Source organism: Petrocella atlantisensis (assembly GCF_900538275.1).
GTDB lineage: Bacteria > Bacillota > Clostridia > Lachnospirales > Vallitaleaceae > Petrocella > Petrocella atlantisensis.
This window is the reverse complement of record NZ_LR130778.1, coordinates 2065995-2086371: the sequence shown is the minus strand read 5'-3', so window position 1 is coordinate 2086371 and position 20377 is coordinate 2065995. Positions and strand designations below refer to the sequence as shown.

19 protein-coding genes are annotated in these 20377 nt (G+C 40.0%); 7 read left to right on the top strand and 12 right to left on the bottom strand.

Features of this window, described 5'->3' with window-relative positions:
- Positions 1 to 12: 12 nt before the first annotated feature.
- The 4 genes from PATL70BA_RS09730 to PATL70BA_RS09715 all read right to left on the bottom strand — a co-directional run bounded on the left by PATL70BA_RS09730 (position 13) and on the right by PATL70BA_RS09715 (position 3920).
- Positions 13 to 837: a ZIP family metal transporter gene (locus tag PATL70BA_RS09730; RefSeq protein ID WP_125137177.1), complete on the bottom strand. Its 825-nt coding sequence runs from the start codon at positions 835 to 837 to the stop codon at positions 13 to 15.
- 287 nt (positions 838 to 1124) lie between these two features.
- Positions 1125 to 1910, bottom strand: a complete 786-nt coding sequence (locus PATL70BA_RS09725) for an ABC transporter ATP-binding protein (protein ID WP_125137176.1) — start codon at positions 1908 to 1910, stop codon at positions 1125 to 1127.
- On the bottom strand, positions 1903 to 3117 hold the full coding sequence (locus PATL70BA_RS09720; protein WP_125137175.1) for an ABC transporter permease: 1215 nt from the start codon (positions 3115 to 3117) through the stop codon (positions 1903 to 1905). The genes PATL70BA_RS09725 and PATL70BA_RS09720 overlap by 8 nt, the downstream gene beginning before the upstream one ends.
- Positions 3114 to 3920, bottom strand: a complete 807-nt coding sequence (locus tag PATL70BA_RS09715) for an efflux RND transporter periplasmic adaptor subunit (RefSeq protein ID WP_125137174.1) — start codon at positions 3918 to 3920, stop codon at positions 3114 to 3116. Before PATL70BA_RS09715 ends, PATL70BA_RS09720 begins: the two co-directional genes overlap by 4 nt.
- Before the next feature lie 200 nt (positions 3921 to 4120).
- Between PATL70BA_RS09715 and PATL70BA_RS16590 the strand changes: the two genes are divergently transcribed.
- Genes PATL70BA_RS16590 through PATL70BA_RS09700 form a run of 5 tightly spaced genes read left to right on the top strand, consistent with a single transcriptional unit; the run spans position 4121 to position 7315 of the window.
- Entirely contained in the window at positions 4121 to 4324 is a 204-nt protein-coding gene (locus tag PATL70BA_RS16590) for a hypothetical protein (RefSeq protein ID WP_243115890.1), read from the top strand.
- A complete protein-coding gene (locus PATL70BA_RS16585; protein WP_243115889.1) occupies positions 4308 to 4817 on the top strand; it encodes a site-specific integrase in 510 nt (169 codons plus the stop codon). The genes PATL70BA_RS16590 and PATL70BA_RS16585 overlap by 17 nt, the downstream gene beginning before the upstream one ends.
- Positions 4808 to 5329, top strand: a complete 522-nt coding sequence (locus PATL70BA_RS16580; RefSeq protein ID WP_330510348.1) for a site-specific integrase — start codon at positions 4808 to 4810, stop codon at positions 5327 to 5329. The genes PATL70BA_RS16585 and PATL70BA_RS16580 overlap by 10 nt, the downstream gene beginning before the upstream one ends.
- Positions 5329 to 6315, top strand: a complete 987-nt coding sequence (locus PATL70BA_RS09705) for a tyrosine-type recombinase/integrase (protein ID WP_125137173.1) — start codon at positions 5329 to 5331, stop codon at positions 6313 to 6315. The genes PATL70BA_RS16580 and PATL70BA_RS09705 overlap by 1 nt, the downstream gene beginning before the upstream one ends.
- On the top strand, positions 6302 to 7315 hold the full coding sequence (locus PATL70BA_RS09700; RefSeq protein ID WP_125137172.1) for a tyrosine-type recombinase/integrase: 1014 nt from the start codon (positions 6302 to 6304) through the stop codon (positions 7313 to 7315). The genes PATL70BA_RS09705 and PATL70BA_RS09700 overlap by 14 nt, the downstream gene beginning before the upstream one ends.
- 69 nt (positions 7316 to 7384) lie before the next feature.
- On the opposite strand, the gene PATL70BA_RS09695 is transcribed toward PATL70BA_RS09700, so the two are convergent.
- The 7 genes from PATL70BA_RS09695 to PATL70BA_RS09665 all read right to left on the bottom strand — a co-directional run bounded on the left by PATL70BA_RS09695 (position 7385) and on the right by PATL70BA_RS09665 (position 16405).
- Positions 7385 to 7813 carry an HlyD family efflux transporter periplasmic adaptor subunit gene (locus PATL70BA_RS09695; RefSeq protein WP_125137171.1) on the bottom strand — a complete coding sequence of 143 codons (429 nt, stop codon included), beginning with the start codon at positions 7811 to 7813 and terminating at the stop codon, positions 7385 to 7387.
- A gap of 164 nt (positions 7814 to 7977) precedes the next feature.
- Positions 7978 to 11079 (bottom strand): efflux RND transporter permease subunit, encoded by a 3102-nt coding sequence (locus tag PATL70BA_RS09690; protein ID WP_125137170.1) that lies wholly within the window; start codon positions 11077 to 11079, stop codon positions 7978 to 7980.
- On the bottom strand, positions 11079 to 12341 hold the full coding sequence (locus PATL70BA_RS09685; RefSeq protein ID WP_172596194.1) for an efflux RND transporter periplasmic adaptor subunit: 1263 nt from the start codon (positions 12339 to 12341) through the stop codon (positions 11079 to 11081). Before PATL70BA_RS09685 ends, PATL70BA_RS09690 begins: the two co-directional genes overlap by 1 nt.
- Entirely contained in the window at positions 12280 to 12999 is a 720-nt protein-coding gene (locus tag PATL70BA_RS09680; RefSeq protein ID WP_125137168.1) for a TetR/AcrR family transcriptional regulator, read from the bottom strand. The genes PATL70BA_RS09685 and PATL70BA_RS09680 overlap by 62 nt, the downstream gene beginning before the upstream one ends.
- A gap of 95 nt (positions 13000 to 13094) precedes the next feature.
- Entirely contained in the window at positions 13095 to 14336 is a 1242-nt protein-coding gene (locus PATL70BA_RS09675; RefSeq protein ID WP_125137167.1) for an acetate/propionate family kinase, read from the bottom strand.
- Between the two features lie 135 nt (positions 14337 to 14471).
- On the bottom strand, positions 14472 to 15620 hold the full coding sequence (locus PATL70BA_RS09670) for a GGDEF domain-containing protein (protein WP_125137166.1): 1149 nt from the start codon (positions 15618 to 15620) through the stop codon (positions 14472 to 14474).
- 125 nt (positions 15621 to 15745) lie between these two features.
- The gene (locus tag PATL70BA_RS09665; RefSeq protein ID WP_125137165.1) at positions 15746 to 16405 is read right to left on the bottom strand and encodes an anaerobic ribonucleoside-triphosphate reductase activating protein; all 660 of its coding nucleotides are present in this window, start codon (positions 16403 to 16405) and stop codon (positions 15746 to 15748) included.
- 162 nt (positions 16406 to 16567) lie between these two features.
- Between PATL70BA_RS09665 and PATL70BA_RS09660 the strand changes: the two genes are divergently transcribed.
- Positions 16568 to 18343 (top strand): methyl-accepting chemotaxis protein, encoded by a 1776-nt coding sequence (locus PATL70BA_RS09660; RefSeq protein ID WP_172596193.1) that lies wholly within the window; start codon positions 16568 to 16570, stop codon positions 18341 to 18343.
- 48 nt (positions 18344 to 18391) lie between these two features.
- On the opposite strand, the gene PATL70BA_RS09655 is transcribed toward PATL70BA_RS09660, so the two are convergent.
- Positions 18392 to 19078, bottom strand: a complete 687-nt coding sequence (locus PATL70BA_RS09655; protein ID WP_125137163.1) for a YjjG family noncanonical pyrimidine nucleotidase — start codon at positions 19076 to 19078, stop codon at positions 18392 to 18394.
- Between the two features lie 199 nt (positions 19079 to 19277).
- On the opposite strand from PATL70BA_RS09655, the gene PATL70BA_RS09650 reads away from it, so the two are divergent.
- A complete protein-coding gene (locus PATL70BA_RS09650) occupies positions 19278 to 20354 on the top strand; it encodes a GGDEF domain-containing protein (RefSeq protein WP_125137162.1) in 1077 nt (358 codons plus the stop codon).
- The last annotated feature ends 23 nt before the right edge of the window (positions 20355 to 20377 follow it).

Here is a 20377-nt window from a genome sequence, read left to right as displayed (position 1 = left end):
TATAGGCTCATCTTATCCAAGTGCAACGTCTAGAACCATCATCACTGTAAAACCAATCATACATCCTATGGTTGCTATGTCTGTTTTAGAGCCACCGACCTCTCTTTGTGCTTCCGGTATAAGCTCTTCAACAACAACATAAATCATGGCACCTGCCGCAAATGCTAGAGCATAAGGCAGTAAATGTTGCATTTTAACCACTGTATAGGCGCCGATCACACCGGCTATTGGCTCCACGATACCTGAAGCTTGACCGTACAGGAATGCTTTTCTTCTACTAAAACCTTCTCTTCTTAAAGGAATCGATACTGCCGCACCTTCCGGAAAGTTCTGTAATCCAATACCAATAGCAAGTGCTACGGCCCCTGCTAGGGTTGCAGATGTGCCAAGTCCTGAAGCAACAGCCCCAAAAGCTACACCTACCGCCAAGCCTTCCGGTATGTTGTGAAGTGTGATGGCTAAGACAAGCAAAACGCTCCTTTGCCAATTTGTTTTAATACCCTCAGCGTCTGCAGTCGATAATCCCAAATGGAGATGGGGAAGTACTTTATCAACGGCGTAAAGGAAAGCACCACCAATTAAGAAACCAATTGCAACGGTTGCAAAAGGTATTTGTCCCAACTCCTCAGCCATATCGATTGCGGGAGCCAGTAAGGACCAAAAACTTGCTGCAATCATAACGCCTGCTGCAAAACCCAGCATACCATTTAGTACTATCTTGTTGATTGTTTTGAAGAAAAATACCAGTGATGCTCCAAGTGCTGTAACGCCCCAAGTAAACATAGTTGCCATTAGTGCTTGCTGTATTGGATTAAATTGACCGATCCATTGAATCATTATGAGTACCCCTTTCAATCTGTTCTTATATGTTGATTCGGTTCCGAATATTTAAGTGATGTTACACTCATTCTATGGTTAAGGCGTCAAAACTATATAGTTGAACTTTCACCTACCATGGCGGGTGAATTTAGTGAAACTTAGTTTTGACCCTCTAACCATTCTATCATTTTATACTTGGCTCTACTATAGAATATTATAGTATTTTAAAAATACGATTATTAAAAAAAATGCACCATCTTATTGTCGTAAGAGGCGCATGTTTTAAATATGGTTTGATATTTCATCTACAGATTATGTTTTTCTAACCGCATATGCTGGCAGATCTTGCAGTACACCGGTGCTACTTTCAAAAAGGCTTCTTCATCGCTGAAGCTACTGTTGAGGTAATCTCTACTGACGTTACCATCTGTAAGCTCAATGACACGGTCGGACTTGGCGGCTATATGATCATTGTGGGTGACAATAAGTAAGGTTGTACCGAGCGTCTCATTAATGGTACGAAAAAGACCATAAACTTGATCGGTGGATTCACTATCTAGATTCCCTGTTGGTTCATCCCCAAGAAGTATGGCAGGATCATTAATCAGGGCTCTAGCTATTGCTACCCGTTGTTGTTGACCGCCGGATAGATTGGTGACTTTACTCTTAATAAATTCCTTGAGACCAACCAATTCTAACAACTCTTTGGCTCTGTTTGACTTGATATTGGTGGCACGTCCTGCCTTAATCCATGTGGGAATTAAGACATTCTCTATAGCACTAAATTCAGGTAACAGATGATGAAATTGAAAAATAAAGCCTAAGTTCTGATTCCTAAAATCAGCCAATGCATTCTGTGACATCTTAGAGAATGCCATATCATTAAAAATTACATCGCCTTTGGTGGGTTGATCTAGTGCCCCTAATATGTTGAGTAAAGTGGACTTACCGGAACCGGAGTAGCCGATAATGGAAGTGAATTCGTTCTTATGAATCTCAAAGTTGAGGCCATGGAGCACCTCAGTCTGAACGGTTGTACCGTAGACCTTGGTTAATTGTTCTGCCTTTAATACGATGGATGTATCAGCCATTACGGATCACCTCCACTGGGTTAAGCTTACTGGAACGGTTAGCAGGCACAAAAGCCGCTATGGTACTGGATAAACTGGATATGATGGCGATTACAATAATGTTCTGTGGCTGTATACTAAGTGGGAATAAAGGTACACCGGTAGATAAGGACGTACCCCAGAGGAACATCTGTACCAGTCCGATGCCAAAAGCCGCGCCCATAAGAGAACCGATGATACCTAATATTAAACCTTGTAATAAGAAAATACGACTGGCTTGGCCACTCTTGGTCCCCATGGCTTTTAGTATACCCAGTTGCTTGGATTTCTGTACCACCGATACGGCCAAGACACTGGATATACCCAAGGTAACGGCAAGCAGTACAAAGACTTGTATCATTATGGAGGAAGCACTCTGGCTCTGAAGAGCTGCCAGTAGTGAACTGTTGCTCTCAATCCAGTTGTCTACGACTACACCCTCCAGACGGCTTTCAATAGATGCATCAATGGCCTCGGCATCAAAAATCTCTTTTACCTGCATTTCTATTTTTGTCACTTCGTTGCCATAACCCAGTAACTTCTGAGCTCTTGATAAGTCCATGACCATCCAACTGTTGTTAACCGCTGAGTTACCAAGATCAAAGATACCACTGATAACAAAGCTCTGACTCACACCGGAGGGCAAGTTCAGCTTGATGACGTCACCCGCTTCCAGTTCGTTATCTGTCGCAAACGTATTACCGACCAAAAGGTTGTTGCCATCATAATTGCTGCTGCCTTCTAAGATTCTGGTAGATATGTTATAGATGGCATCCGCTTTCTGGGGATCGAAACCTTTGATGATAACCGGGGTTGCCTTACTATTGTTCACATAAAAAGCATTGCCTTCTACCAGTGGCGATATACCTCTAAGATCATCTCGTTCCTCAAGTACCGCCATCATAGATTGCCAATTGCCAAGTTGTACCGGTCTTGGATCTGCATTACCGGCGACAACGTTATCATCTGTCAGCCCGCTAATCTGTTGTTCAAATGCGGACTGACCTATAAGCCATACATGGGAACTGTTACCAACGGTCTGATTAATCAGATTCTCCTGTAATCCGCTGATTAAAGTGTTTAGAAAAACCATGACGGCAACGCCTACACTAATGCCCAGTAAGATAAAAATCGATTGGCCTTTGCCTTCCTTCAGAAAGCGTATGGCCACTTTCCATTCAAAAATCATGGTCCATCCACCCCTTCTGCCTTAAGCTCGACAGTCATACCTTCTTCTAGACCTTCAGGGTCAAGTATGGTCATACCCTTCTCAAGTCCACTTGTTACATAAACGGTCGGTAGGTTCTTGTTATAGACTTCTACATCGATGGCAATGGCTTGCTTGTCTTCATTTTGAACATATACTTTTAGTCCGTCCTCTTCAACTAAGTATTGTCCAGGTATCACCAAGGCGTTGTCAAAGGTAACGGTAGCCAAGTCCACACGTAAAGTCATGTTCTGTAAAAAAGCTTCTAAGTTCTCAAGAATCTCCACTTTGATATCTACAGTACCGGTCTCTCTATTGATGGCCGGTGCTATTTCTTCGATTCTGCCTTTTACTCTGTATTGATCCGTCACCAAAGTAGCCTCTTGATCCAAGGTTATATTGGACAAATAACGTTCATCCATAGCCACCACCACGAACTTCCTTGTGTCTGAAGCTATTTTCATAATGTTTTGACCCGGACCCACTAACTCGCCTTCCTTAACATAACTCTCTAAAAGTACACCCGCTATGGGGGACTCTATTATATATTTCTCTAGATCTTCTTCTTGTCTTCGAAGACTGTCTTTTGCGGCATCAACGGATGCTGCCAATTCACTTGCTGAATAAATTGGATTGGCTATGGCTTTCTGCCTTGCTTCTGTCGTCTTCATGGATTGGGCCAGTTGTGCCTGTTGTTCTATTAAGTCTTCCAACTCAGATCTTGGACTGATGCCTTCATCGACCAAGATTTTAGTCTCTTCTATCCGGTCCATAAGCTGAGACATGGATAGCTCTAGGTTAGCGCTTTCTTTTTCTAAATTATGTGAAGCTTCACATAATGTGGGTTATGAAAAGTTATACATTATGCAAAGTTGAATACGAAATTCTACATAAATAGGGATATTGGCTATTGATTTACTTTCCATAATCTATCACGCTAAAAGAGTAACAAATAACGTACTCTCAAAAGCAGGAGGTAAATCAAATGAGAAATCTATCTTTAAAAGAACTTGTGAATCGAACTAAGGAAGCTTTGGACCAGGCAGGTGCTTCCAACTATTACAAAAATGTTTTAAAACTCTTTCCAAGCAACTTTTACTTTACGCTAAAGACAAAAATGTTGATTCCTTTAGCATGGATTTTGGACTTCAGTTTTAGAAGATCATTATTCTATGTCTTCCAAGATTGAAGAAAAGAAATGGTGTGCTACATATTCTCGAAGCATTAACGCCATGTCTGAATACCAGTTATCAGGTAATGTCTACCTATATTTAGCGATGGATAAAAGAACGTATTCATTCCCTGATGGATACAAAGAAAGTGCAGAAGCATACTTATCTTATAGAAGTAAAACAGGCATTAAAGACAAAACTAATCGAACGTTTAGTCTTTATCTTGAACGTTTCTTCGCATTCCTAATACGAAAAAATATGGTAAGAATAGAGCAGCTCGCAATAAAAGATGTATTTAGTTTTATGGGTTCCCTATCTTGTTATGAAAAACCAACGATTAACCATACCATGAGAGCGGTTCGCTATTATCTGAAGTATTGTTATGAATGTGGATTCATGAAAAAAGAAATGTTTTCTAAACTACCAAATCCTTATTACAACAGAAAAAGCCGTCTTCCGTCCACATACTCCGCTGAGGAAGTCAAAAGTTACTTAGCTCCATTGATTTAGGTAATCCTTGTGGAATTCGTGACTATGCCATAATTCTATTAATTGCCAGACTTGGTCTACGTAGCAGTGATGTGGCAAATCTAAGATTCACCAACATAGATTGGGAAAATGAACTTATCCGGTTAACACAAATGAAAACAGGTAATCCCTTAGAGCTTCCACTTCTTCAAGATGTAGGAGAAGCTATGATCCATTATCTAAAAGGCGCACGACCAAAAAGTGAATCTGATCATGTTTTTATCAGGCAGGTACCGCCATACACAGAATTTAACCCAGGAGCTGTTGGTGCCCTAGTTCGATACCATCTTTTAAAAAGCGGTATCCATCTTGAAGGGAAAAAGAAAGGCTCGCATGTACTCCGCCACAGCCTTGCCCGTCGTTTATTGGAGCATGAAATTCCACTACCTGTAATCTCTGAAATCTTAGGTCATACAAACACTGAAACCACCTTGACCTATCTTAGGATTAATATCACAGAGCTACGCAAATGTGCATTGGAGGTGGTTATTTAATGGCTAGATTAAAAAGAGCTCCAATCATGATAGGCGTGTTTTCCAACCTTGCAGAAGAATTTATTAGGTTCAAAAGAAGTTTAGGATTTAAATATGAAAGTGAAACAAAGTGCTTATCTCGATTCTGTCGTTTTAGTCAAAAAAGGGGAATTGTTAAACCTGAGATTTCTCGTTCGCTTGCCGAAGAATGGATTTCACCAAGAGAAGGAGAAGCTACAAGTACTCGATCTCATCGTATCACTTGTATAAGACAGTTTGCTATTTATCTTAATCATCTTGGCTATGAGGCTTATGTGATCCCTGAGATAAAAGGGCTGACTCGTGATTCGTTTGTTCCTTACATTTTTACACGCGAACAGATAAATGCCGTGCTTCAAGCCGTTGATGAGACAGAACCATGGGAAGTAGCTAAAAATATGCACTTGGCATTGCCTGTTATTTTTCGTATCTTATACGGATGTGGCCTTAGAGTATCAGAGGTTGTTCACTTAAAGTATAAAGATGTTAACCTAGAAGATGGTATCCTTACAATTCGTGAGGCAAAAACAGATAAGGATCGATTAATTCCGCTGTCTGATTCTGTTAACCAATCCTGCATTGACTACGCAGAAAAAATTTGGTGGGAGAAAGATAATGAGTATTTCTTTCTTGCACCGGATAGAACAATGATTAGTACGATGACTGTCTATCAAAGATACAGACGATATTTAGATGCAGCAGGAATTTCTCACGGTGGTAAAGGCAAAGGACCGCGCTTGCATGATATTAGGCATACTTTTGCTGTTCATGTTCTACAAAAATGGATTGAGAATGAAGTAGACCTCTCAGCTATGCTTCCAATTCTATCTACATATATGGGACATACATCAGTACGTGCTACAGCAAAATATCTACGCTTGACCGCTGAGGTGTATCCGGATTTAATAAAAAGAGTAGAATCATCCTGTGCATTCGTCATTCCAGAGGTAGCTTATGAAGGAAACTGATTTTGCTCATTATCTGACTCAGTTCTTAATGCAATATTTACCCAGTCAAGTGGGAAGCAAACGTAATACACAGCTATCTTACAGGGACTCTTTTTCTTTACTGCTTAGATACTGTCGAGATTCTGAACAACTTTATCCTGAAAAGCTTACAGTTTCGAAAGTGGATAGAGCGTTAATTGTTCGATATCTGCAATGGCTTGAAGATGAACGCCATTGTAAAGCTACAACTAGGAATCAAAGACTTGCTGCAATTCACTCTTTTTTTAGCTTTTTAATGGTTGAGGAACCACAGTACATTCAACAAGGGCAACAAATACTTGGAATACCAATGAAAAAGACGGATAAAGGACCTCTTTTATACTTACCACTAGAAAGTGTTAAGGGATTACTTGAGCAACCTGATCGAAGAACCATTCAAGGGAAGCGTGATGCTGTTGTGTTATCTCTCTTATATGACACAGGAGCTCGGGTACAGGAACTTGTCGATCTTAAAGTTGGTGATATCACACTAAATGATACAGTCACTGTACTTCTGACTGGAAAAGGTGGAAAAAGTAGAATTGTTCCTGTTATGACACCGACTGGCGAGTTAATTCGTCACTATATATCTGGTTCAGGATTAACTTCACCGGTTTATAGTCGTTATCCTCTTTTTACCAACAGAAGTAATAAACAATTAACAAGGGCAGGAGTCACTTATATTCTAAAAAAGTATGCACAGCAAGCTCAATTTCATGGTATTGAAGGTATTACAGGTGAAATCACACCACACTGGTTGAGACACAGTAAGGCAATGCACTTACTTCAATCAGGGGTAAATCTTGTATATATCAGAGATTTGTTGGGGCACTCAGATATTTCAACGACTGAAATCTATGCTCGAGCAGATGAAAAAATGAAGAGAAAAGCCTTAACAGAAGCCTATGATAGTCCAGCTAATGAAGAACTGCCCCCTTGGAAACAAAACAAAGATTTACTTGATTGGCTAAAATCACTTTAGGTGTTAATCACCTGAAATTATGTAAAGTTAAATGAATCCATACACTACTAAAATCAGTATTATATGGATTCAACTTTGCATAATAACTAACTTTCCATAATCTAAAACATCTTTTTGTAGGGCAGTGTTGTTTCTGTTGTTACCGTAGATGGATTGATAGTCGTTCAATCTGGCTTGGGCCAATCTCAAGGATGTCTGGAGATCTTCGTAAATGCTCCGTGCTTCATTGTCATCAATGGTAATAAGCAAGGCTTCTCTATCAACACGATCACCGGCATCATGAGCTACCTCACGAATAATACCGCCAACTTGGGTGCTTACTATGACTTCTTTTTCATAGTCCACATAACCGATGGCGCTAACCACTTCTTCATATGGACCTTCCAAAACAGTATATGTATTTACAACTGGTGGTCTATTGCTGTTCACCCATAAAACTAAAGCGGATACCAGTAATACCAGAACCACCACGCCACCGATTATTGTTTTTTTCTTCATAAAAAAGCCTCCCTTTACCTTCACGGGTGTATATTATTAATGTTTATGTGATAACTATTATCATTTAAAATAATAATATCACATATTGTAATAATATACAAGTCCTATTAAAGGTTGGGAGACTTATTTTTCTTTTATAATATGGTTAAGGTGTGTTCGTATATTTATGCTTTGGCTGCTTTCTTTTCCTTACGACTTATGAACTTCACATGGAGGTCGTCCATTATAGAATAAACAACAGGAATGAACACTAAGGTTAGCAAGGATGAAAGCAAGAGTCCACCGATAACAACGGTACCCATAGAGGCTTGTAACTCCGCCCCTTCTCCTATGCCCATGGATAAAGGCAATAAGCCAAGTATGGTGGTCATAGAGGTCATCAATATAGGTCGCAATCGAATAGGACCTGCGGTAATAATGGCGGTTGTACGGTCCTCACCCATCTTCCTTCTAGTTCCTATATAGTCTAGTAATACGATGGCGTTGTTAACCACGATACCGGACAGCATGATGAAACCGATGATGGAGGTGATGTTCAGTGTTCTGTAAGTGATGAACAGGGCAATAAGTCCGCCTGCAAAAGCGAGTGGTATAGAGAACATAATAATAAATGGGGTTAATAGAGATTCAAATTGAGCTGCAATAATCATATATACCAAGAGTATGGCTAATATAAGTGCCAGTGCCAGGTCTGAAAAAGCTTCAATCATATCTTGATTAGCACCTCCAAAGCTAAAAGTATAGCCCGTTGGAATATCAAGCTCTGCTACAGCAGCTTCATAGTCTTTGACCACAGCCGCAAGATCTCTACCATAGGTACCGGCACTGACAGTAACCGTTCTGACCAAGTCTTCTCGGTAGATGGATAAGGCGCCTGTGTCTACGGTGATATCTGCAATAGCATCAAGTGGGACGGAAGTTCCCATAGGGGATTGAATCTCCATCTGCTTCAAGCTCTCGATGCTGTCTTTATATCTGGTGTCGCCTTCAATTACAACATCTACTTCATTACCTTCTAACTTATATCTGGTAGCCACACGACCGTCCAACATGGTCTTAACTTGACTTGAAACTTGAGCGGTGGTCAAACCAAATCTAGAAGCGTTGTTACGTTTTAAGGCGATTTCTACTTGTGGGCTAGCTGATTCTAATGAAGAACTTACATTCCTTGTACCTTCAATGGTTTGTCCGACTTCCACCATGTCAGCTGCAATATCTTCAAGTACGTCCAATTCTTTGCCTTTGATACTAATGGCAATGGCAGATCCGCCACCTGTCATCATACCGGATTGACTCACTGCTGCCACACTGGTTTTGACACCGGGAATATCCTTGATTAATTCTTCCACTTGAACCACGACATCAAAAACACTGATATCTCTTTGATCTAGAGGTAAGAGGGCACCAGTGATGGTCCCTTGGTTCTGACCGGCTACTACAAAATCACCACCGGTGGTGCTACTAAAAATATAATCAATGCTCTCCATATCAATGATACGGTTTACAATATCATCCATGGCCGCACTGGTTTCTTCTGTCTTAGCACCATCTTCTAGTGTTACGGAGATGCTAAACGCACCTTCATCGGACTCGGGCATGAATTCCATCCCAATAAAAGCCGAAGAAGCCAAACTGATAATCAAGATACCAATCGCTGAAAATACAACTATTTTTCTATGGCTCAAGCTCCAGTTAAGGGCTTTTCTATAGCTGTTATCCAGACCTTTGTAGACGCTGTCAGCGTGATCCAGAAGCCAACCTGTTACCTTAAACTTATTCTCATGATGCTTCCCTTGAAACTCATCCACAATAAGAAGCTTAGAAGACAACATGGGAATCAGTGTCAAAGATACCACCAGTGAAGATAAGAGAGAAAAAGTAACTGTTAAAGCGAACTCCCTAAACATAATGGAAGTAATACCTTCCACAAAAACCATTGGTAAAAATACAGCTACTGTGGTTAAGGTGGAGGCTGTAACAGCCATTGCCACTTCTTTTGCGCCCATGATTGCAGCATCGAATCTGTTATGACCTTCTTGTACAAACCGGTAAATGTTCTCAAGTACAACTACCGAGTTGTCCACCAGCATACCGACACCTAGGGTTATACCACCAAGGGTCATCATATTCAGAGTAATATCATTAAAATATAAGAGTATGCCTGTTGCAATAATGGATATGGGCATGGACAAACCAATGATGATTGTACTTCTTAAACTTCTTAGGAAAATGAAGAGTACCATTACTGCAAGGAGTCCACCAATTAAGGCGTTAGATCCAACTCTAGCTATGGCTTTGTTGATAAAATCAGATTGATCTACCACTACTTTTAGATCATAGGCTGTGGTTCTTCCAATCTCATCTAAGACCTTGTTAATCTCACCTGCAACGGCTACTGTATTGGTGCCCGATTGCTTTTGGATGGAGATACTAACTGCCGATTCACCATCTACTTTGGTAATAGAAGCTAAATCTTCGTTGGTCAAGTTCACTGTTGCAATATCTGAGAGTCGTATGACACCACCAGACGGCAGTGTAATCGGTGTTTGTCTAATGTCACTTAGTGATGAAAACTCACCAACAGTTCTTAGGAGTAGTTCCTTATCTCCTTTGTTCACAGATCCGGCCGGTAGGTTGATATTTTCAGCCGCCAAAATACCGGCAATCTGGTCTATGGTTAAGCCATAGTTACTAAGCATACCAGTATCCACACGTACAGAAACATAATTGGTGTAACCACCATCAACACTGACAGATGCAACACCTTCGATACGTTCAAGTGCAGGCCGTATGGTAGAGTCCGCATATTCATATAAAGTGGCTACGTCTGCACCGGATAAAGCTGCTTGTACCACAGCTGTGGCGTTAATGTCAATCTGTAGGACCATGGGTGTGGACGCATCCTCCGGCAAAAAGCCTTTGACCATGTCCACCTTCTCGCGCATATCCAAAGTCGCAAAATCCATGTCTGTTCCAAAGTTGAAAACAACCACAACAATGGAAGAACCTTCTGAGGTAATAGATTGAATGACGTCAATATTGGATACTGTTCCAACAGCTTCCTCAATCGGTCTGGTGACCAGATTCTCAATCTCTTCCGGTGATACATTGGGATAGTTTGTTTGTATGATAGCAACCGGCACTTCAATATTGGGGTAAAGATCTATGGGAATTCGGGTTAGAGATACAAACCCAAGGAGCACAACAATCAATATAAACATGACCGTTGTGACCGGTCTTTTTACGGATATTGATGATAAATTCATTATTGATCACTCCTTATTACTTTGATTCTACTGTTGTCGTCGATTAAACCTATACCTTTGGTTATGACAACATCTTCTAACAGAACACCATCTAATATCTCAATAAAATGGCCGGTATCTATGCCAACTTTTACTTCAAGGCGCTCTACAGTGCCCCCATCACGCTCAACATAAACATAGTAAAGGTCATCTCTTAGAAGTACCGCTTCTGATGGGACATATAAAGTATCTGCTTTCTCTTCTGTTAAAATAATGACCGTAGCAAACATACCCGGCTTAATCTTAAGATCCGAATTGTCCAGTTTGACTGTTAAGGGGTAGAGCAAGGTTCTCTGATCCGCTGATGTGCTAATGGTATCTATGGTCCCTTTAAAGATTTGATCATCTAAGGCATCCAGCTTAACATCTACTGTAGCGCCTATTTCCAGTTGGTTGATGAGCGTCTCTGTGACACTTGCATCAACTATAATCTCGTTTATATCCTGAATTACAATGGCCGGTTGAGTATTGGAAGCAAAATTATTGTTACTGATATTGGACATCGTGACATAACCGCTAATCGGCGCTGTCATGGTCATGTCTTTTAACATCTCTCTTGCTTGCCTTAAACCTTCCTGTGCTTGTCTAAGGCTGGCATTTGCACTTTCCACACCAATCTGTGCCTGGTTAATTGTTGATTTGGATTGTTCTAATTGTTTTTCAAGCACAGATAAAGTCTCCGGTTGAGATTGAATCCTTGCTTGTTCAAGCTCTGATTCTGATATAATACCTTCTTCATACATGGTTTCATATTTTTCCAGATTAGAGGCCCCAAGATCATAACTATCCTGTTGCATGCTATAGTTACTCTGGCTGAGTTCATAACCGATTTGTGCTTGATTGATGCCGGCTTGTGCATTTTTTACACCGACTTGTGCCATGGATACAGCAATCTCTGCTTGATTCACTTGATCTCTTACAGAGGTTTCCTCTAAGGTGAAAAGTAATTCACCTTCTTCTACAAAGTCGCCAACCACCACGGATACTTTTTCTACCTTGGCGGGCATGGCCGGCATTATGTTAACGGCATTTTTAGCTCTTGTTGACCCTATCAATTCAACATAATTGCTTAAATCACCTTTTTGTACTTGTTGACCTGAGACGGCAACTTCCGTAACCGATTCCTCTTCATCACTTTCCTTGTTGATGATATTTAGCACCCTAGGTGCAATGATTGCTACTATGATGATTAAAATGATTGCAAAACTCACGAACTTCTTCATCGTTGATCCTCCTAAAATTTGTTTCATTGTTCTTAATGGCAATTAGATTCCTAAGTGACGGCTTAAGACCGAACTCTGTCAGCTCCATTAGATTGTACATGAATGTCTTGTCGTCTTTTGCCTCTTCCAATATGACGCAAAAGGATTCCACTATTGCGGTGGATACGGCTTTAAAAAAGAGTTGGCCTTTAATGATATCCGGTTCACCATCGGATAAGGTCTCAAGCAGTATCCTAGATTGTGTCTCTATGTGCCTTTTTAATTGATCCTTGGCACCTTCAAACGGGGAGCCTTCAGCTCTAAGTAATAAGATAAACAGTTCTTGTCTATATTTCACTCTGGCACTCATGATGACATCGACAAGCTCCGAGTTCTCAAGTATATTGACTTCTAATAGCTGTGGCTTAAAGGGTCGGTGTTCATAAACTTGAAAAGCATCTATCAGAGGCTTGACTAAATGAGAGAACAGGCTTTCTTTATTCTTGAAATACCGATATAGATTGCCTACCGACATGCCTGCCGACTCTGCTATGCCACGCATAGATGCTTTCTGATAACCGTCTCTAATAAAGGCATCTATGGCGGCTTGATGGATCTTAGTCCGCTGGTCGTCTTTTAGTATCTGCACAATAATAAACCTCCGTTCATTTTTAATCATTCTACCACCTATAGCTGGATTAATCCATTAATAAACTATAAATAAATGATTAAAAATCAAGGAGGTTCTGTATAAGGTTCAATTAAATAATAGTTCTAATCCGGTGCGCTTGTTCCTAGATACCCTAGGTAAAGGGCATCATAAGCAATAACACTTTCCTCGTCAGTAGGGATCACCAGTACGGATAAATCTGATGAATCCGATTTCCCAATCATCACTTCTTCTTTCCTGATCTTATTTGCATCCTCATCCATCTTAAAATGAAGAGCCGGGAGAAAATCAAGAACTTTCTTACGGACATAGCCTTCATTTTCTCCAACACCAGCGGTAAAAATAATCGCCTGACAAGCGGGCATCGTCGACCAATAAGCCCCAATATATTTGGCGATGCGGTAGGCGTAGATGGCAATAACAGTCTCGGCTTCTACATCGCCCGCTTCGGCTTTTTCCCGAATATCCTGCATCCGATTGGTACCGCCAAGAGCTAGTAGACCACTGGATTTGTTTAGGGCTAACATGACCTTAATATAGGCTGCCTCAAGGCTTAGGCCCTCTTTCTTCTCTAGACAATGTGCTACATGGTCGATTATGGCCGGATCAATATCTCCTGAACGTGTACCCATAATAACCCCTTCAAGGGGTGTAAATCCCATGCTGGTATCGGTGGATTTACCTGCTTCAATCTTAGTTAGACTACAGCCATTACCAAGATGGGCAGTGATCGCATAAAAATCTTTGTAAGGTATCTTTAATAACTTAGCCCCACGCTTGGCTACATACATATGAGAGGTTCCATGAAAACCATAGGTTCTTACACTAAAGTCTTCATACCATTGTTTTGGTATGGCGTACCGATAAGCTGCCTCTGGTAATGTAGCATGAAATGCCGTATCAAAAACAGCCACTTGGGGCACACCTTCAAGAAGCTTCATGGCTACTTCTATACCTAGAAGATTCGGTGGGTTATGCAGGGGTGCTAAGGGAAAAAGCTCACGAATCTTATCAATAACTGCGCCATCGATTCTAACACTACTGCTATAAGCAGTTCCACCATGAACCACCCGATGACCGACCGCTACGATATCTTGGTCCCTTATTTCTTCCTTATGAAAACAATCAAAAACCGCAAGCAAAGCTTCGTGATGGCTGGGCAACGGTACATCCTGTACCGTTTTACCAGCTTCACTTTCTACTTTGATGCGGCTATGTGCTTTGTTTCCGATTTCTTCTACAATACCATCCATGCGACTTCTTAGTTGATTGTCCTTCACCACCTCAAAAAGGGTGAATTTCAATGAGGAGCTGCCACAGTTAAGGGCTAAAATATAGTGTCCCATAACGACCTCCAATCAATATAATAGGGTTATATTCATATTCTATCAATTGTGAGGCCTGATGTCCACTAAGAATCTTACCAATACCTTCCACACTTTCAATGGTGGCATTTGAAGGGGTGGATACGTCTCATTTGATCAAGCTTTTACTTGAATGCGGCTTTCTTTTTCATCGTATAGGTCATTATCCGCATTTGCAATAAAATCCATTGGGTCTATATGGGCCTGGGGGACATTCGCATATGCACCAATGCTCATGGTAACATACTCCGATACTCTTGAGGCTTTGTTTTCTATCGCTTCTCTTCTTAGGGCATCATGTAACGCTTCCTTTACTTGCTCCATCTGGTTCTCACCTAATTGACTAAAAATCATACAAATCTCATCGCCGCCATATCTACAGGCATAACCGCCATATTCTCTGACAATGACTTTAATGTACTCTGCGACAGTTTGAATAATCTTATCACCTTCTACATGACCATAGCTATCGTTATAGCCTTTATAATAATCAATATCTACCATGAGAACTGTCAATGGTTTTTTGGCCTTTTGGGCCTTATGATAGTGCTCCAGTAGCTTGTGTTCTAGATTCCTTCTGTTGTATAAATTAGTAAGTGGGTCTCTTGTGGATAGACGCTCTAGCTCTTTTTTCTGTTTAATGATCTGCTGTTGCTTCATAAAATCTTTATGATGATACTTATAAAAAATGACGCTGATTATCCAAGAAGTTATAACCACCGTAGTACCGTTAAAAATCGTGCTCACAAGCTGATTACCTGTGAGACCAACCACGGGGTGCAGTATAAGATAAAGGATATGGTTACCGAAATAAATAGGAAAACTCTTACTCGGTGAAATAACCGTTGCAGAGGCGAAGGCCATAAGCATGAAAAAGTAGGTGAAGTTATGCACATCTCTCATCTGATCGAGTAAAGTTATGCCCATGGCCCACATTAAAAGTAGAAACCCGGAGACGACCAACCAGTTTTCCACAAATGTATAGGTTAATTTTCTTCTTATCACAGGATGCGTAACACATAACAGATAGACGCCGGCGTACACCAATAGAAAAATATAAAAGCTTCTGTAGATATATAGATAGTCACCATAATTGATTGGTAAAGCCGGTATAAATGAAATCAGCAAAAAAAAGCCCTCTAAGAAAATAATGAGCGCTGCTAAAATACGGGTTCTATGTATATTCAGTTTTAAAACTTCAAGGTCAAAGGCCTTTTTTATATCCTTGTCCGTGAAATTGATAAAGTACTCATTTAACCAATTCATGCCTAATTACCCAAATAATCATCATTGGCTCCCTATTTAATTCGGACTATGATGTTACCCTTTATTTATATTATAGTCCTTTATGACTATTTAATCAAGCACAAATAGGTCTATTGGCTTATGTTTTATAAATTAAGATTCTCATTAACACCTCGGATACGTACCCCTTGTTCCTTGGCAAATGTCAAAAGTTCTTGGTCCTCGTAAGGCTTAAGGGCCTCACTATGATTGGGTCTATATTGCTGTATCACATAATGCCCGGTATCTACCATCTTAGCAAGCTTGGCTATATCATCAAAGCTGACTTTTGGATACATGGTTGTGCGAAATTCATAGTGTTTTAAGGTACTTACAAAGTTGTAACTCTCTCTGACTTGTTCAAAATCCATTCCGGTAATGGCCTTATAGTCATTGGGCGCCGTCTTTAAATCCATTGCCACATAATCGACCAAACCCAGGCGGCATAAGGCTTTTAATATCTGCGGGTTAGATCCGTTGGTATCTAGCTTAATCGCATATCCTAATTGCTTAACTTTGGTGGCAAAGTTAATGATATCCTCTTGTAAGGTAGGCTCGCCACCGGATAGGGTCACACCTGTCAATATGCCTTTTCTTTTTTCAAGATGCTTTAAGATGGCCGCTTCATCCATCGTGGGTGATTGGTCGTTTAAATCCCTATTATGGCAATAGTTACAGATCATGTTACAACCTTTTGTAAAAACTGTTGCACCTAGATGACCGTCAAAGTCAACCATTGAAGTCTTGATATATGCAGCTATATTCATAGAATCACCTTATCATCTTTATTGTCACGTTTATTTGAATGTTTGTTCTATTATATCATGATTGCTTGTGTTCTAGAAAGTCTTTAATCTTCATGGATTAAGGTGTATAATAATCATTAGAATAATATGATGCTATTCATTTTATTACGAGGAGGTTTTTACATGAAATTTTTGGTAAAACAGGCTTTGGTCACAAATCTATTAATCTTACTTACAATCCTCATTTTAAGCATTTCTTCTTATGTCATTATCAAAGAAAGCTCCGAAGACAGCATCAATGAATTGGAAACCTACATGTATGATAATTATGATTTGAATCTTAAATACCAAGTCGAGATTATTGTCAGTGAACTTCAAGGTGTGGTCAATCAAGTTGAGGCTGGTACCATAACACCTGAGCAAGGCAAAACGATCGCTGCAGATATTGTTAGAGAAGCCAAATACGGTGAGGTCGGATACTTCTGGGCTGATGATCTTGAGGGCAATAATATTGTTCTCCTGGGAAATCCTGATGTTGAGGGCAGTAACCGACTTGATCTTCAAGACGTTAACGGACTCTATATCATTCAAGGACTCATTGCCAATGCAAAAGATGGCGGTGGTTTTCTGGATTATTATTTCCCAAAGCCGGACGAAACGGAAGCCAGTAGAAAAAGGGGTTATTCTCAATTATTTGAGCCTTATGGATGGGTCATCGGTAGCGGCAATTATGTGGATGACATAGAAGCTACGATATTAGAAAAGAAAGCCAACCAAGAGACTTTGCTTAGAAACAGCATGACATTAATTATCATAGTAGCCGTGGTGCTTCTTGTTATCGGTGCTTTTGTAGCCACCCTCTTTAGTATCACGATAACCAAACCTATAGCCGCTATGACAGATCAACTAAAACTCATCGCGAACTTGAATATCAGTCCTTCTCAAAAATTAAAACAGCTTGAGAAAAGAAAAGATGAGATTGGTACGATGGCTAATTCAGTCAATCATCTAAATGAGGCTTTTAGAAGCATCATTACCCAGATATTGGATTTCTCCAAAACACTTAAACACCATGCCAATCAGATGTCTGTTATCTCCGCCCAAACCACTGAAAGTGCTACCAATGTGGTTACCGCTGTAGATGAGTTTGCAAATGGCGCTCAAGATCAAGCCCATGAGGCCAGTGAGAGTGTCGATTCACTGGAGTCTCTTAATGAACTGATTGCAATGAGCAACGAACTTGCCAACGATGTACTTGCATTCTCTACCAAGGTGAGCGAACAACAAGTTCTTGGTAATGGTTCTGTATCTGAGCTTGTTACGGAGTTTGATACTACATTGGTTGCTATACAGAAATTAAATGAGAATATTGAGAACTTAAGTACCCACTCCAGTTCTATTAACGATATCGTCACCACCATAGAAGGGATTGCAGGTCAAACCAACTTGTTAGCACTTAATGCTTCTATTGAAGCTGCTAGAGCCGGTGAAGCCGGTAAAGGCTTTGCTGTTGTTGCTTCCGAGATCAGGAATCTGGCAGAGCAAACCACCAAATCTACAAAAGAGATCAATCAGATTATCAACCTCGTGACTGAAGCTGTTAACCGATCGAAGGGGAATATGTCTAAGTCCAATGATTCTATACAGATTGCCCATACCAAGATGTTGAATGTAAAAGCTACCATGGAAGACAGTAGCCGTTTAATTGAAGAATCCACAGATAAGATGGGACAAGTACAAGCTTCCTATGGCGCTATTAATCAAGCCAAAGAAACGGCCCTTCATGCTATCCAATCCATATCTGCAGTTACTGAGGAAAATGCAGCCACCGCTGAGGAAATTAATGCCACCATGGAAACACAGAAACAGACCATCGGTGATCTGGATCTCATCTCCAAAGAAGTAAATGATAATGTTGAAGTACTTAACGAAGTGGTCAGCCGATTTGTCATAGAATAAAAAAATAAGACGTCCTATTGATATCACGCATCAAAGGGCGTCTTTTTATTATGCTTCTATTATGGCCAAAAGCTCATGAAGGTTATAGATTGTATAATCCGGTTCTATATCATCCGGTATATCGATGTTATTTTTATTATACCAGCAAGTTGCAATACCATAACGCAATCCACCTAATATATCCGAATAGAGTCCATCACCAAGAATCATGGTACGCTGCTTGTCAAATGGTCCTATTTGATCTTCTACTGACCTAAAAAAAGCTTCATTTGGCTTATGGGCGCCTACAACATCTGAGATGAAAATGGCTTCAAAGTATTTTGTAAGTCCGGACCGGACAAGTTTAATGTCTTGGGCCAACTTTGTTCCGTTGGTGACGATGGCTAACCTTACTCTACCTTGTAGCTGATCTAGTAATGCTTCTGCCCCAGGCTCTAAGGTTACATGGTCTCCCATGGCTATCAGATAATCATGGTTGACTTGAGCAGCGTCACCTAAAATACCCAACTGGGCAAACAATAAGTCAAATCGGAGTATTAAGATCTCATTTTTCTTATAAACACCTTTTTCAAAGAGTTGCCATAGTTCTCTATTAATCAATTTATAGACTTCAAAATATTGTTCAGTAAAATGTATGTTATTGCTTTTCATGGCTTGCATTAAAGCTGCGTGCTCGCTGCCTTCAAAATCAATTAATGTATCATCAATATCCATTAGGATTAATTCATATTTCATGGTATGCTCCTGTCCAAATGAGAGTGTGTCACTTTACCCTATAATTATAACAGATTTTTATAAAAATGAAAGTGATAGCATGGTGTGTCACATTGACAAATTTCTTTCAAAATAGTAATATTGTGTATATATAAAAGCTTTTCAATTATAGATACTTTCTCATGAACCGATTAATATATAAGCAAAATTGAGGTAAATTATGAATATTAGAGAGTTGCTGAACCTTAAGTCTACAGAGCGCTCGATACAAGATCAGCTGTTTAATCAGATTCTTGTCATCATTCTGATTGTTTCAGTGACCAATATCATCTTGAATCTCGTGATTCAGTACCCTTTTGATGCCAACTACAAATGGATTGCTATGGTTTTTGTCACCTGGTTGGTCAATAAATACAAAGATCATTCTTTATGGGTACGTTTTGCTTGTATTTTTTTCATTATTGTTTTTTTAATACCTATAGGTTGGTATAATTCCGGTGCCCATAGTAATAATGTTATTGCTTATGTCTTCCTTTGTTCCGTTGCTGTCAGCTTCTTATTTAACGGTTGGCAGCGACTCTTCTTTATCTTCCTGTTGGTGACGATGATGTGTGGCTTCATTACGGTTGAATACCTCTACCCTGATTTTCTTCATGCCCATGCACCTGACTTGGCTTTCTATGATCGTATTATTCAAGTGCCCATGAGCCTATTGGTTGTTTTCCTTATGCTTCGTCAGTTTTCCAATACCTTCTATGAGAAAAATATTTTGTTAAATACTTTAAATGCCAAGCTAGAGAGTATGGCGTATCAAGATGAATTAACGCAAGTTAATAACCGAGCTTATATTTTTGAAAAATACCGGCATTCTATTGAAACTGATCAGCATTTTGTCTCTTTGATGGTGGACTTAGATAACTTCAAAAATGTGAATGATCTCTATGGTCATCAAATGGGTGATCGGCTCCTTCGTGAAATCGGTAATTTGCTCAAAAAGCATTTCAAAGACGATGGCCATATCGCCAGATATGGTGGAGATGAATTCATCATCATGCTCCATCTGGATCTAGAAACTGTAGCCCAAAGGCTTGATCACTTCATTAGCCAGTTTAATCTTTTGGAGGTGGTTAAAAAAACCGGTGCTACATTAAGCGGTGGTTATGGTGTTTTTGAACACGACTCTCTTGATGAACATCTAAGAGATGTGGATGTGGCACTCTATAAGGCAAAAAAATCCGGTAAAAACAAAATTCTACATATGAATAAATTGTTCAACACCCATGACTATAAAATATAAAAGACGCGCCGTTATAACTTAAC

What these genes read in the sequence shown, in the direction of transcription:
- PATL70BA_RS09670 (WP_125137166.1), bottom strand. Translation starts at nt 15,620, where the DNA reads ATGAATTGGTTAAATGAGTACTTTATCAATTTCACGGACAAGGATATA.
- PATL70BA_RS09660 (WP_172596193.1), top strand. Translation starts at nt 16,568, where the DNA reads ATGAAATTTTTGGTAAAACAGGCTTTGGTCACAAATCTATTAATCTTA.
- PATL70BA_RS09680 (WP_125137168.1), bottom strand. Translation starts at nt 12,999, where the DNA reads ATGATTAAAAATGAACGGAGGTTTATTATTGTGCAGATACTAAAAGAC.
- PATL70BA_RS09725 (WP_125137176.1), bottom strand. Translation starts at nt 1,910, where the DNA reads ATGGCTGATACATCCATCGTATTAAAGGCAGAACAATTAACCAAGGTC.
- PATL70BA_RS09685 (WP_172596194.1), bottom strand. Translation starts at nt 12,341, where the DNA reads ATGAAGAAGTTCGTGAGTTTTGCAATCATTTTAATCATCATAGTAGCA.
- PATL70BA_RS09720 (WP_125137175.1), bottom strand. Translation starts at nt 3,117, where the DNA reads ATGATTTTTGAATGGAAAGTGGCCATACGCTTTCTGAAGGAAGGCAAA.
- PATL70BA_RS09730 (WP_125137177.1), bottom strand. Translation starts at nt 837, where the DNA reads ATGATTCAATGGATCGGTCAATTTAATCCAATACAGCAAGCACTAATG.
- PATL70BA_RS09655 (WP_125137163.1), bottom strand. Translation starts at nt 19,078, where the DNA reads ATGAAATATGAATTAATCCTAATGGATATTGATGATACATTAATTGAT.
- PATL70BA_RS09700 (WP_125137172.1), top strand. Translation starts at nt 6,302, where the DNA reads ATGAAGGAAACTGATTTTGCTCATTATCTGACTCAGTTCTTAATGCAA.
- PATL70BA_RS09675 (WP_125137167.1), bottom strand. Translation starts at nt 14,336, where the DNA reads ATGGGACACTATATTTTAGCCCTTAACTGTGGCAGCTCCTCATTGAAA.
- PATL70BA_RS09690 (WP_125137170.1), bottom strand. Translation starts at nt 11,079, where the DNA reads ATGAATTTATCATCAATATCCGTAAAAAGACCGGTCACAACGGTCATG.
- PATL70BA_RS16590 (WP_243115890.1), top strand. Translation starts at nt 4,121, where the DNA reads ATGAGAAATCTATCTTTAAAAGAACTTGTGAATCGAACTAAGGAAGCT.
- PATL70BA_RS09665 (WP_125137165.1), bottom strand. Translation starts at nt 16,405, where the DNA reads ATGAATATAGCTGCATATATCAAGACTTCAATGGTTGACTTTGACGGT.
- PATL70BA_RS09650 (WP_125137162.1), top strand. Translation starts at nt 19,278, where the DNA reads ATGAATATTAGAGAGTTGCTGAACCTTAAGTCTACAGAGCGCTCGATA.
- PATL70BA_RS09715 (WP_125137174.1), bottom strand. Translation starts at nt 3,920, where the DNA reads ATGTCTCAGCTTATGGACCGGATAGAAGAGACTAAAATCTTGGTCGAT.
- PATL70BA_RS16585 (WP_243115889.1), top strand. Translation starts at nt 4,308, where the DNA reads ATGTCTTCCAAGATTGAAGAAAAGAAATGGTGTGCTACATATTCTCGA.
- PATL70BA_RS09695 (WP_125137171.1), bottom strand. Translation starts at nt 7,813, where the DNA reads ATGAAGAAAAAAACAATAATCGGTGGCGTGGTGGTTCTGGTATTACTG.
- PATL70BA_RS09705 (WP_125137173.1), top strand. Translation starts at nt 5,329, where the DNA reads ATGGCTAGATTAAAAAGAGCTCCAATCATGATAGGCGTGTTTTCCAAC.